The sequence below is a fragment of the Thermodesulfitimonas sp. genome (genome assembly GCF_052743955.1).
Map to the genome: position 1 here is coordinate 16,899 of NZ_JBRAIN010000005.1, position 12,756 is coordinate 29,654.

The 12,756-nt window shown below is 58.7% G+C and carries 11 protein-coding genes; all 11 read left to right on the forward strand.

The window, feature by feature from the left end; genetic code table 11:
* Position 1 precedes the first annotated feature (1 nt).
* The gene (recO, locus tag ACUVTA_RS00985) at positions 2–745 is read left to right on the forward strand and encodes a DNA repair protein RecO (protein WP_445951116.1); all 744 of its coding nucleotides are present in this window, start codon (positions 2–4) and stop codon (positions 743–745) included.
* A gap of 141 nt (positions 746–886) precedes the next feature.
* The gene (gene glyQ / locus ACUVTA_RS00990) at positions 887–1,765 is read left to right on the forward strand and encodes a glycine--tRNA ligase subunit alpha (RefSeq protein ID WP_445951117.1); all 879 of its coding nucleotides are present in this window, start codon (positions 887–889) and stop codon (positions 1,763–1,765) included.
* The gene (glyS, locus tag ACUVTA_RS00995; protein ID WP_445951118.1) at positions 1,765–3,834 is read left to right on the forward strand and encodes a glycine--tRNA ligase subunit beta; all 2,070 of its coding nucleotides are present in this window, start codon (positions 1,765–1,767) and stop codon (positions 3,832–3,834) included. Before glyQ ends, glyS begins: the two co-directional genes overlap by 1 nt.
* Positions 3,835–3,995: 161 nt before the next feature.
* Positions 3,996–4,637 (forward strand): helix-turn-helix transcriptional regulator, encoded by a 642-nt coding sequence (locus tag ACUVTA_RS01000; protein WP_445951119.1) that lies wholly within the window; start codon positions 3,996–3,998, stop codon positions 4,635–4,637.
* Between the two features lie 7 nt (positions 4,638–4,644).
* Entirely contained in the window at positions 4,645–5,472 is an 828-nt protein-coding gene (locus ACUVTA_RS01005; protein WP_445951120.1) for a pyruvate, water dikinase regulatory protein, read from the forward strand.
* A 46-nt stretch (positions 5,473–5,518) separates the two neighbouring features.
* Positions 5,519–7,870 carry a phosphoenolpyruvate synthase gene (gene ppsA / locus ACUVTA_RS01010; RefSeq protein WP_445951121.1) on the forward strand — a complete coding sequence of 784 codons (2,352 nt, stop codon included), beginning with the start codon at positions 5,519–5,521 and terminating at the stop codon, positions 7,868–7,870.
* Between the two features lie 80 nt (positions 7,871–7,950).
* Positions 7,951–8,526, forward strand: a complete 576-nt coding sequence (gene thpR, locus ACUVTA_RS01015) for an RNA 2',3'-cyclic phosphodiesterase (protein WP_445951122.1) — start codon at positions 7,951–7,953, stop codon at positions 8,524–8,526.
* A gap of 57 nt (positions 8,527–8,583) precedes the next feature.
* Positions 8,584–9,177, forward strand: coding sequence for a flavodoxin family protein (locus ACUVTA_RS01020; protein WP_445951123.1), 594 nt, complete (start codon positions 8,584–8,586; stop codon positions 9,175–9,177).
* A 98-nt stretch (positions 9,178–9,275) separates the two neighbouring features.
* Positions 9,276–10,274, forward strand: a complete 999-nt coding sequence (locus ACUVTA_RS01025) for a deoxyguanosinetriphosphate triphosphohydrolase (protein WP_445951124.1) — start codon at positions 9,276–9,278, stop codon at positions 10,272–10,274.
* A gap of 71 nt (positions 10,275–10,345) precedes the next feature.
* On the forward strand, positions 10,346–12,160 hold the full coding sequence (gene dnaG, locus ACUVTA_RS01030; protein WP_445951127.1) for a DNA primase: 1,815 nt from the start codon (positions 10,346–10,348) through the stop codon (positions 12,158–12,160).
* Positions 12,150–12,756 (forward strand): sigma-70 family RNA polymerase sigma factor (locus tag ACUVTA_RS01035; RefSeq protein WP_445951125.1); only part of this gene is annotated, 607 nt, incomplete at its 3' end. The genes dnaG and ACUVTA_RS01035, both read left to right, overlap by 11 nt.

Genomic DNA, 12,756 nt, shown 5'->3' on the forward strand with positions numbered 1-12,756 from the left:
AATGAAATTCTTCCAGGCCGAAGCAGTCGTCCTCAAATCCCGCCCGCATAAAGAGGCCGACCGGATTATCACCCTTTTCTCCCGTGAATACGGCAAGCTCCGGGCGGTAAGTTACGGAAGTGTCCGGCCCACTAGCCGAAAGCGCGGCGCAGCGCAGCCTTTCTGCCGGTCACGCTTTTACCTGGTCCGCGGGCAAGAGATACACCGCATCGATCAGGCAGAGCTCCTGGAACGTTTCCCCGCCATCGAGCAGGATCTGGTGCTTTTCGGCGTTGCTGCCTATTTTGCCGAGTTGGTAGACGCCTTCACCGGCGAAGAGGTGCCCAACCCGAAACTTTACGAACTTTTGCTCCGCTCCTTACGTCTCTTAGGAAAGGCTAGGGCTATGCTTCTCGCTTGCGCCTTTAAACTCCGCCTGCTGATTTTGACCGGTTTCGGGCCCGAACTCGGGGTCTGCACGTTGTGCCGGCAAACCCTTCCGTCCGGAGAAAGAAGCGCCTTTAGCCCCCAAACCGGCGGCATGCTCTGTCCGTCCTGCGTAGGTGAAGGTCGCACCATCGAAATCAGCCCCGGAACGCTCAAAGCTCTGCGCCACCTCGCCGCCGGCCCTCTCGAACAAGTCCTGACCGTGAAAGTGGCGCCGGTCATCGAACGGGAGCTCTCCGCCATCCTCGCGGAAACGGTGGCTTTCCACCTCGGTTACCGGCCCCAGGCGCTCTCTTTTCTCGATCAACTTAGCGGATAGGATAGCGGCTGCCGGCAAAAGCTGCGTTTTTCTACAAAGGCTTGACTTTTTAGCCTCTCTTTGCTAAGGTTTTTGCCAGACACAGAAGTCGCCCGCCGCTGCGCTTGAAGCGGGGGCTTTTATCTTTGAGGGGGACGGGGCGTGAACTTTCAGGAACTTATCTTAACGCTTGACCACTTCTGGGCAAAGCAGGGTTGTATCATCCAGCAGCCCTACGATATTGAAAAAGGGGCGGGAACAATGAACCCGGCCACCTTCTTCCGGGTTCTCGGCCCCGAACCGTGGCGGGTCGCCTACGTTGAGCCTTCGCGGCGGCCAACCGACGGTCGGTACGGTGAAAACCCTAACCGCCTTCAGCATTACTACCAATACCAGGTGATCCTCAAGCCTTCGCCCGACGACGTGATCGAGGTTTACCTCGCCAGCCTCCGCTCTTTAGGCATAGACCCGCTGCAGCACGACATCCGCTTCGTCGAAGACAACTGGGAATCGCCTACCCTTGGTGCCTGGGGGCTTGGCTGGGAGGTGTGGCTTGACGGGATGGAGATAACGCAGTTCACCTATTTCCAGCAGTGCGGCGGCTATGACCTCCACCCCGTTTCGGCAGAGATAACCTACGGGCTCGAGCGCATCGCCATCTTCCTCCAAGGTGTGGAAAGCGTTTTCGATATCGTCTGGACCGACGGAATTACCTACGGCGACATCCACCACCGGGGCGAAGTGGAGCACTCCCGGTATAATTTCGAAGTCGCGGATACCGACTTTCTCTTCGCCAGCCTTGAAGCCTTTGAAAAAGAAGCGCGGCGCGTCCTGGAGGCGCAGCTCGTGCTTCCGGCTTACGATTACGTGCTGAAGTGTTCCCACACCTTCAACCTGCTCGACGCGCGGGGAGCGATCAGCATGACCGAACGCACCGCGTTCATCCACCGGATCCGCGCCCTGGCCAGGGCCTGCGCGCGAGCCTACCTTAGCCAGCGGGAGGCCATGGGCTACCCGCTCCTGAAGAGGGGGAAATCCTGATGCAGGACTTTTTACTCGAAATCGGCACCGAAGAAATACCGGCCCGCTTTCTACCCGGCACGTTGGTCGAGCTGCGGGAAAAAGCGGTTTCTCTTTTCGCCGAGGCGCGTCTGCCCCACGGGCCGGTCCGTAGCTACGGCACGCCCAGGCGCCTTGTTCTTCTCATAGAACAAGTCGCCAGCAAACAAGAAACGACGGTGGAGGAAATAAAGGGCCCCCCTTTAAGCACCGCCTACGACGCTTCTGGCCAGCCGACGAAAGCTGCTCTCGGCTTCGCCCGCAGCCAGGATGTTCCGGTGGAAAAGCTCGTGGTGCGAGAGGTCGGCAAGACCGCGTACCTCTTCGCCGTCAAGGAAAAACCGGGACGCGAAGCAACAGTAGTCCTGGCGGAGCTATGCCCCCGCCTCATCAGGAGCCTTAGCTTCCAGAAACCGATGCGCTGGGGCGACAAGGAACTTCGCTTCGTGCGCCCGATCAGGTGGCTGGTGGCCCTTTACGGCGACACGGTGGTGACGTTTTTCCTCGACGGTCTGGAGTCCGGGCGCACCTCCCAGGGGCACCGTTTCTTAAGCGCCGGCCCGGTGGAAATAGCAAATCCCGCAGTATACTTTGATCGTATGGCTGCCGCCCGCGTGATCGTCGACCCCGCTGTGCGGCAGCGGCTGATCAGCGAACAGATAGAACGGCTGGCCGCAGCCGAAGGAGGCGTAGTGCCGCCCGACGCCGAACTCCTCGAAGAGGTCGTCAACCTGGTGGAGCACCCCACCGCCTTTTGCGGTACCTTCCCGGAAAAGTATCTGGAGCTACCGCGGGCGGTGCTCGTAACAATAATGCGGGAGCACCAGCGTTTCTTCCCCGTCTGTGACCGGGACGGGCGCCTTCTCCCCCGTTTCATCGCCGTGCATAACAGCGCGCCGGAACACACGGCGACCATCAGGCGCGGCAACGAACAGGTACTCCGGGCGCGTCTCGCCGACGCCGCTTTTTTCTACCGCGAGGACCTCGCCACCCCGCTTGCCGACCGGGTCGCAGGGCTGAAAAAGGTCGTCTATCAGGAGGAGCTAGGCACCCTCTACGACAAAACGGAACGGCTCCGCGCCCTGACCACTTACCTGGCCGATGCGACTGGGCTCGACCATGATGACCGGGTCGCCCTCCTCCGGGCCGCTTACCTTGCCAAGGCCGACCTTCTCACCAGTATGGTTTACGAGTTCCCCGAGCTTCAGGGAGTTATGGGGCAGGAATACGCCCGCAAAAACGGCGAGCCCGAAGCGGTAGCGGTAGCGCTTTACGAACAGTACCTCCCGCGCTTCGCCGGCGATTCCCTGCCAGAGACTCTCCCCGGGCGTCTCCTCAGCATCGCAGATAAGCTGGATAACCTGGTGGGCTGCTTTGGCCTCGGCCTTATCCCTACCGGGTCTCAGGACCCCTACGCCCTGCGGCGGCAGGCGCTCGGTATCTGCCAGATCATCATTGCGGGAAAGCTGCACCTCTCCTTCCGCGCCATGGTCGACCTTGCCTACCAAGAATACGGCGGGAAGCTTAAAAACGGACCCGCTCAAGTTTTCGCGGAACTCGTCGACTTCTTTAAACAACGACTCCGCGGCATCTTTGCCGAGCGGGGCACTACACCCGAGGTTGTCGAGGCGGTCCTGGCCACCGGCATAGATGACCTCTACGCCGCCTACCTTAGAGCGGCAGCCCTGCATGACTTCCGCCGTGACCGCCGCTTCGGAGATCTCTATACGGCCTATACGCGCGCGGCCAACCTATCGCGGACGGCGCCCGCACGCGAGCCTGATCCCGCCCACTTTACCGACCCCGCAGAAAAGGAGCTTTACGCGGCGGTTCAGGCCCTCCGGGAAAAGGTTAAACCCAAGCTCGCCACCCACGACTACCGCGCCGCCCTGGAAGAGCTCTGCACGTTACGGCCACCAGTAGATACCTTTTTCGATGCCGTACTGGTGATGGACGAAAACCCCGTGCTGCGGGAAAACCGGCTAGCGTTGCTGCGCGCCGTAGCCGATCTCGTCCGGGGAATAGCAGACCTGGCGAAGATTTCCATTTAAAAAGTGCCGACCACCAGCAGGAAAAAACAGTATAGCAGAGTATTAGAAATAGTGTGTATTTTTTCCGTCTCGGGCAGAATTAATACGTCATAAAAGGGCGTGCCGGCACGTATATTTGGGCTGACCCCTAGTGTTGCTGGTTTGCTGTTTTCGGGAAAGAGGTGGTTCTCCTGGAGCTGACCCAGCGGCAGCAAACCATCCTGGGAATCGTAAAATCCGAAGGACCGATAACCAGCGAACAGATTGCCGACCGCTTAAAGCTCACCCGGGCCACCCTGCGCTCCGATCTTGCCATTCTTACCATGGCGGGGCTCATTGAGGCGCGGCCGCGGGTGGGTTATTATTACAGCGGCAAGTCGCCGCCCGAAGTAGTAGCGGCCAAAATTCGCCGCTTCAAGGTTGGTGAACTACAGTCCCGGCCAGTGGTAGTTGGCGAAGCAACCTCGATTCACGACGCGATCATCACCCTTTTCCTGGAGGACGTGGGTACCCTTTTCGTAGCCCGCGAAGGAGGAATCCTGGAGGGGGTGGTTTCGCGGAAGGACCTCCTCAAAATCGCTTTCGGCGCCGGAGATATCCGCAATCTACCAGTAGGCGTCATCATGACCCGCATGCCGAACGTCATCACCACTTCACCCGAGGAGCCTGCGTGGGAGGCCGCCCGGAAATTGGTGCTCCACGAGGTGGACACCCTTCCGGTGGTCGAGCCTGTTGCCGAAAACAAAAACGAACTGCGTGTAGTGGGCCGGTTTAGCAAAACAACAGTGGCCCGACTCTTTGTAGAAATAGGAGAAAGGCGGTAGAGAAGCCTTGCCACCCCTGCATACCGGCAGGCGCCCGGTAATCTACATCATCTCCGACTCCGTCGGGGAAACGGCCGAGCTTGTGGGCCGGGCGGCAGCCAGTCAGTTTGACTCCGGAAACGCCGAGATTCACAGAGTGCCCTACGTCACCCACCCGGAAGAGATTCCCGAAATCGTGGCGCAGGCTGCGCGCGATACGGGAATCATCATCTTCACCCTGGTAATGCCCCACCTGCGCGAGATGCTCGTAAGAGAAGCACACCGCCACGGCCTGCCCGCAGTGGACATCCTGGGGCCAGTGCTGGAGGCGCTGGAGCAGGTTACGGGGCGCAAGCCGCGTTTCGAACCGGGGCTCATGCGGAAAGTCGACGAAAAGTACTTCCGCCGCGTAGAAGCGATCGAATTCGCCGTCAAGTACGACGACGGCAAAGACCCGCGCGGCATCACTGAAGCCGATATCGTCGTGCTGGGCGTTTCCCGCACGGGCAAAACACCGCTCTGCATGTATCTCGCTCACAAGCGCATTAAAGCGGCCAACATCCCACTCGTTCCGGAGGTCCCGGTCCCCCCGGAAGTCTTCTCGCTCCCGTTCAACCGGGTTGTCGGACTGACCATCCAGCAAAACTACCTTGTAGCCATCCGGCGGGAAAGATTAAAAACCCTCGGGGTACCCGCCGAGGCCGAATACGCGAGTCAGGAGCGGGTCGAAAAAGAATTGGCCTACGCCGAGGAGGTGATGCGTCGGATCGGTTGCGCCGTCATTGATGTGACGGGCAAAGCGGTTGAAGAAACGGCAAGCAAGGTCCTGGAAATCTATTACCGCGGGCGACGGTAGCGTGATGCGCCCGGTCCTAATTGGCTGATACAAGGAGAGTGAAAAAATGGCTCTAAGATTTATCAGGTGGTTCAAGGAACTCGGTAAAGGGGATGTGGGACTCGTCGGCGGCAAGGGCGCCAACCTGGGGGAAATGACTCAGGCCGGCATCCCGGTGCCCCCCGGATTTTGCGTAACCGCCGAGGCCTATAAGTACTTTATCGAAAAGACAGGCCTGGCCCCCAAAATCACGGAAATCGTCAGGCAAACCGATGTGAACAACCTGGAGCAACTCATGGAAAATACCGCCCGGATCCGGGATCTCATTCGCAACACCCCGGTCCCGCCGGAGATTGCGACAGAGATAACAGCCGCCTACGCAGAACTCGGCGGCGGCACGCCGGCTAAAGTGGCCGTCCGCAGCTCCGCTACCGCCGAGGACCTTCCCGAAGCCTCCTTCGCTGGGCAACAGGATACCTACCTCAACGTGGTAGGCACAGAAGACGTAATTGAACACGTCCGGCGCTGCTGGGCTTCTCTCTGGACGGCCCGCGCGACCGCCTACCGGCAGGCGCAGGGTTTTGACCACAGCACCGTTTACTTAAGCGCGGTGGTCCAGAAGATGATTCAGTCCGAACGGTCGGGCGTCGCTTTTACCGCCAACCCGGTCAGCGGCAACAGGCAGGAGATGATGATCAACGCCAGCTGGGGGCTTGGTGAAGCGATCGTCGCCGGGAAAGTAACCCCTGACGAGTACATCGTGGAAAAATCGCCGCGCCGGATCGTTAACAAGGTGGTGGCGGCCAAGACCGTGATGATCGTCGCCGACCCGAACGCCGCCGGCGGGACAATCGAGGTCGAGGTAGCGAAGCATCTGGGTCGTGAGTACGTCGAAAAGCAGTGCCTGACCGACGCGGAGATCCTCACCCTGGCCGACATGCTGGTTAAAGTGGAGACCCATTACGGCTCGCCGCAGGATATCGAATGGGGCTACGAAAATGGGGCTTTTTACATCTTGCAGTCCCGGCCCATTACCACGCTAGACAAGGAAAAACCGCCAACGGCACCTAGGGAAACAACCAAGGTGACGGAAGCGAAGGTTCTCGTCAAGGGAATGGCCGCTTCTCCCGGGATGGCCACCGGTAAAGTCGTCCTGGTGAAAAATTTCAACGACATTACCCGCGTCCAAGAAGGAACAGTGCTGGTAACGGTTATGACCAACCCGGATATGGTCCCCGCAATGAAACGCGCAGCGGCGATCGTAACCGACGAGGGAGGCCGGACCTGCCACGCCGCTATCGTTTCCCGGGAATTAGGCATCCCCTGCATCGTCGGGACCAGGAACGCTACGGAGATGCTTGCAGAGGGCATGGAGGTGACGGTTGACGCCTCCCGGGGTGTCGTTTACGAGGGACGGGTGACTATGGAAGATAAAGCACCGGCCGCACCCCAGGCCGGAGGTGCGGTGGTGCAGGGCGCCCTCTGGCGGGAAATCGCCCCGGTCACCGGTACCAAGATCTACATGAACTTAGGAGAACCTGAAGCCATCGCTCGCTACAAGGACCTGCCTTTCGACGGCATCGGGCTCATGCGGACCGAATTCATCTTTACCGACCACATCGGCGCCCACCCGATCTACCTCCTGCGCACGGGCCAGGGCGACTTCTTTATCGAGCGTCTGGCGGAGGGCATCGCCAAGGTTGCCCAGGCGATCTACCCCCGGCCAGTGGTGGTTCGCTTTAGCGACTTCCGGACCAACGAGTTTCGGGGCCTTAAAGGAGGAGAAGAGGTCGAGCCGGTAGAAAACAATCCGATGATCGGCTGGCGGGGCGTTTCCCGGTACATTTCTCCGGAGTACGAAGCCGGCTTTAGGCTCGAGTGCCGCGCCATGCGTAAAGTGCGGGAGGAATTTGGCCTGCACAACGTGTGGGCGATGCTGCCCTTCGTGCGGACAACCTGGGAGGTTAAGCGGGTCCTCGGTATTATGGCCGACGAAGGCCTCTCCCCTAACCTAAACTTCAAGGTCTGGATTATGGCGGAGGTCCCGGCCGTTATCTTCCTCGCCGACGAGTTCAGTCCCCTGGTCGACGGGTTCAGTATCGGGTCCAACGACCTCACACAGCTCATCCTCGGCGCCGACCGGGATTCGGGCGTCCTCGACAGTATGGGTTACTTCGACGAACGGAACCCGGCAGTCACCCGGGCGATCAGCCACCTGATTGAAGTCGCGCACCGGCACGGGAAGACCGTTTCGATCTGCGGCCAGGGGCCTTCGGTTTATCCCGAACTAACTGAATTCCTTGTCCGCAACGGCATCGACAGCATCAGCGTAAACCCGGATACTGTAGCCAACACGCGGCGGCTGGTGGCCTGTGTTGAGCAGAAAATCATCCTCGAGGCGCTGCGCCAAAAGAAATAACGCCACGACGCGGCGCAAAAGCGGGGGTTGCCCGCTGGCAACCCCTTGTTTATTCTATTTACGGGGGTAAATAGATTTTTATGGATACTCTACGTCTCTTCTGGGCCGTTACTCTCCCGGAAGAAATCCGGGGCAAAATCGCCGGCGTGCAGGCGGTCTTCCGGAAACTGCCGCTCAACGTCAAGTGGGTTGAAACCGAGAACCTGCACCTCACCATTCGCTTTATCGGGGCGACGGATAAGGCCCTGGTCGAGCCGCTTCTACTAACCACAAAAGGACGCCTGGCCGAAATTAGCGCCTTCCCCCTCTTCCTGCGGCGGGTTGGCGTTTTCCCTTCCTCGAAAGCGCCGCGCGTCCTCTGGGTAGGGGTCGAGGAAACCGCCTCTCTACTCCATCTGTACCGCCTCGTGGAGGAAGTGGTCCGCTCCCTTGGCCTGCCACCTGACACCAAGCGGTTTTTGCCCCACGTAACGCTCGGACGCTTCCGCACCGGCGCGAATGGCGCGCTGCTACGGCAGGCGATGGGCGAGATAGGGGACGTGGAACTCGGTAAGGTTGAGGTTAGCGGTATTGAGTTGATCGCCAGCGAGCTCAAACCTAGCGGGCCGGTTTACACACCTGTCGGCCATATTGATTTTGGTTGCGCTTCCGGTTAAACCCGGAAACCCGGCAACGTATAATTTTCAAAAGGAAAAGGAGGCAACCCGAAATCAATGTTGATTATCGGCCTTAATGGAAGTCCCCGCCCCGACGGGGGCACCGCCCGGCTTTTGCAAACGGCGCTTGCTGCAGCCGCAGCAGCAGGCGCCCAAACACTCCTGCTACACGCGGTCGAGGGGTTAAAGGGTCAAAAGTTCCCCTTTTGCCTTCATTGCTCCTCGTCCTGCTCGGGTGAGTGCTATAAAGATACTCGCCTAGCAGAGTTTTTTAACCTCCTGTGCCGGGCAGACGGGCTCCTTCTCGGAAGCCCGGTCTATTTCGGCACGGTATCTGCTCCCCTCAAGGCATTCTGGGACAAAACCCGGAAGCTCAGGAAAGAAAAAATGCTCCTCAACGTGGTAGGCGCCGGCGTAGTCTGCGGCGGCTCCCGGTTCGGAGGGCAGGAACCGACTCTGGAAATCCTAGCCGCAATGATGCTCTGCCACGGCATGACCGTCGTGGGCGACGGTCACTACGATGCTGACCCCGGACACCTCGGTGCCTGCATCCGGTACGGGGAGGAAGATGATGGCTTCGAGCGGGCGAGAATCTTAGGGCAGCGCGTTGCGGAGGTGGCCTGGGCCACGCAACACCTTCGTAGGCGGTGAAGCATCTTCACCGGCTTAGTTTGCGTAGCCCGGCAGCTCTTGACCGGGCTTTTTATCTAGTTAAACTAAAGTAATTCGGTTTCACGGAGGTTGAGAACGTGCGGCTGCGCGAATATACGGAAGAGCTCGAAGAGCGCATCCTTTCGCCCTACGCATGCCGAAGCCGCGCCACGAAGGGACGAAAGATACCCGAAGAACCGTGCACCATCCGCACCGCCTTTCAGCGGGACCGGGACCGGATCATTCATAGCAAGAGCTTCCGGCGCCTCAAACACAAGACGCAGGTTTTCATTATTCCTGAAGGAGACCATTACCGGACGCGTCTCACCCATACCCTGGAGGTCGCCCAGATCGCCCGAACCATCGCCCGCGCCCTGCGGTTAAATGAGGATCTGACCGAAGCCATCGCCCTCGGGCACGACCTCGGCCACACCCCCTTCGGCCACACCGGGGAAGATGCTCTGGCCGAAGTATTTCCCGGATTTAAGCATAACGAACAGAGCCTCCGCGTGGTGGATATCCTTGAGGGGGGCGGCGGGCTTAACCTGACTTTCGAGGTACGGGACGGGATCTTAAACCATACCGGCCCCAAGACCCCGGCGACCCTGGAAGGCCAGGTGGTAAAAATAGCCGACCGTATCGCCTACATAAACCACGATATCGACGACGCGCTCCGCGGCGGTATACTTACCGAAACCGACCTGCCGCGCGACTGCTTGACAATTCTAGGTTTTCAGCACCGCGAGCGCATCAACACAATGGTTCTTGACCTGATCAAGGCCAGCTGGAACCAGCCGGAGATAAAGATGGGGCCGGAGGTACAGCACGCCATGGATAAGTTGCGCGCCTTTCTTTTCGAGCGGGTCTATACCGGCTCAGAAGCCAAGCGGGAGGAAGCCAAAGCGCGGCACGTTGTTCAGTATCTTTTTCAGTACCTGGTAGCTAATCCGGATGTCCTTCCCCCGGAATACCGCGAGCGCATCGAGGAATTTGGACGCGAACGAGTGGTTTGTGATTATATCGCAGGGATGACGGATCGCTACGCAGTGGCACAGTTCGAGCGACTTTTTATCCCGCGCGGTTTTCCGGTATTTTAAAAATTGTCGCTTTAGGGGAGGAAATTCTGACCGGGTAACGAATATATATTCGAGTGGCCGCCCCGCATTTGGTGGTGGTAAGATTGCGCGGCTCCGTTCCGGGTGAATTTATCGAAGAGGTTCTAAGTCGGACGGATATTGTAGCTTTAATTGGTGAATACGTCCGTCTGGTGAAAAGAGGTCAGCGTTACGTTGGCCTTTGCCCGTTTCACCAGGAGCGGGCCCCCTCGTTTACGGTATCGCCCGACAAACAATTTTTCTACTGCTTTGGTTGCGGGACCGGGGGAGACGCCCTAAAGTTTCTTATCTTGCGGGAAAATCTCTCTTTCCCGGAAGCGCTCCGCCGGCTGGCTGACCGCGCAGGGCTGAAACTTCCTGCCACGGCGCTCGACCCAGAAGCCGAAAAACGGCGCCGCGAACAGGAAGCTTTTTGGGAGCTAAACAGGCTTGTCGCCAGCTATTACGCCCGCCAGCTCCAAGAAAAAGACGGGACGCCGGCGCGAGAGTACCTTGAAAAAAGAGGCGTACCTTTGACGGTAGCCTCCAGATTTGAATTTGGTTTCGCCCCTGCTTCCGGAGATGCCCTTCTCGGCTTCCTGCGGCGCCAGGGGGTAAGCGGCGAAGAGGCCATCCGGTATGGAATAGCGCTCCGCAAGGATACCGGTGCGGTAGTTGATCGTTTCCGCGGACGGTTGATCTTCCCCATCCACGACGCTCGCGGCCGGGTTGTAGGTTTTGGCGGACGTGCGCTTGACAACGCAACTGAGCCCAAGTACCTCAACTCACCGCAGACCCCTTTTTTCAACAAGCGGGAGCTGCTGTACGCCCTTTACCAGGCGCGGGACGCCATCCGCGAAAAGGGTTTTGTGGTCATTGTTGAGGGTTACCTTGACGCGATCACCGCCCATCAGTTTGGCTTTACTAACGTGGTGGCCAGTTTGGGGACGAGCCTCACCCGGGAACAGGCGCGGCTGCTTCTTCGCTACACGGGAACAGCGGTCATCGCCTATGATAGCGATACGGCGGGAGCGGCAGCCACCCTCCGGGGTCTTGACCTTCTCCAGGAAGCGGGCTTTGAGGTGAAGGTAGCCCGGGTACCCCAGGGCAAAGACCCGGACGAATTTATAAGGCAAGCCGGTCAGGATGCCTGGGAGAAGCTCATAACCCAGGCCCTTCCTCTTCTCGAGTACAAAGGAATCCATTTAGCCCGCGAGAAAGGGATAGAGACAGCTGCAGCCAAGATGGCCGTGCTGCGCGAACTCCTCCCGAACCTCGCTTGGCTTAAAACGGCACCGGAGATCGAGGAAGGCATCCGGACAGTAGCCCAGCTTACCGGTCTTAGCTGGGAAACCGTGCGGGGTGAACTTGACCGGTTTTTAGAAAAAGGGCAAAAAGACTGGCTAAATCCGCGAAAAAGTGTAAAAAATAAACATAAAATAGAGTACACGCCGGACGCACGTCAGCGGGCCGAAGCCTCGCTCTTGCGGGCCTTGATTGAAAAACCTAGCTTCACCCAGCAAGTAGAAGCGGCTGGAGGATGGGAGATCTTCGCGGATGAAAAATACCGGCGGCTTTACCTAACCCTGCAGGAAGTTGCTCCTAGCGGTGAGCTACCGACGCCTTTACTCTTCAGCCGTCTGGCCGAAGATGACAAGGCAACTGTAGCTGCCCTTCTAGCCCTGGATCTTCCCGAGGTTTCGGCAGCTCTGGTAGAAGACTTGATCGGTATCTTGCGCGAGAAAAGGCAGCGCGAAAAACGTCAGGAGCTCCTGCTTTCCTTACAGATGGCCGAAAAGGCAGGGGATGAAGGCCGCGTGCAGGAGATTTTACGTCAGCTTGCTGAACTACTCAGGGATAGAAAGGAGGGTTGCGGAAATGGAAGATGAGCTTCAATACGGAGAAATCGAAGGACTGATCGAAAAGGGTAAAAAGCGCGGTAGTCTTACCTACAGCGAGATTATGGATAGCCTTCAGGGGGTAGACCTTACTTCCGAGCAGATCGAGGATATTTACGAGCGTCTCGCCACCATGGGCATAGACGTTGTTCCCGAAGCGCAGGATCTCGAGCCTACCGAGGGGACGCCCGAACCTCCACCGCTAGACACCGACCTCACCATACCTGAAGGCGTAGAAATCGACGACCCGGTGCGGATGTACCTGAAAGAAATCGGGCGCATTCCCCTTTTAACGCCGGAGGAAGAAGTGGAGCTCGCCAAGAGGATGGAGCAGGGCGATGAGGCCGCAAAGCGCCGGCTGATTGAAGCCAATCTCCGGTTGGTTGTTAGCATTGCCAAGCGATATGTCGGCCGGGGGATGCTTTTCCTTGATCTAATCCAGGAAGGAAACCTGGGCTTGATCAAGGCGGTGGAGAAATTTGATTACCGCAAGGGTTATAAGTTTAGCACTTACGCCACCTGGTGGATCCGGCAGGCGATTACCCGGGCGATTGCGGACCAGGCACGGACCATCCGCATCCCCGTTC

What these genes read in the sequence shown, in the direction of transcription:
- ppsA (WP_445951121.1), top strand. Translation starts at nt 5,519, where the DNA reads ATGGCTCTAAGATTTATCAGGTGGTTCAAGGAACTCGGTAAAGGGGAT.
- thpR (WP_445951122.1), top strand. Translation starts at nt 7,951, where the DNA reads ATGGATACTCTACGTCTCTTCTGGGCCGTTACTCTCCCGGAAGAAATC.
- recO (WP_445951116.1), top strand. Translation starts at nt 2, where the DNA reads ATGAAATTCTTCCAGGCCGAAGCAGTCGTCCTCAAATCCCGCCCGCAT.
- glyS (WP_445951118.1), top strand. Translation starts at nt 1,765, where the DNA reads ATGCAGGACTTTTTACTCGAAATCGGCACCGAAGAAATACCGGCCCGC.
- ACUVTA_RS01020 (WP_445951123.1), top strand. Translation starts at nt 8,584, where the DNA reads ATGTTGATTATCGGCCTTAATGGAAGTCCCCGCCCCGACGGGGGCACC.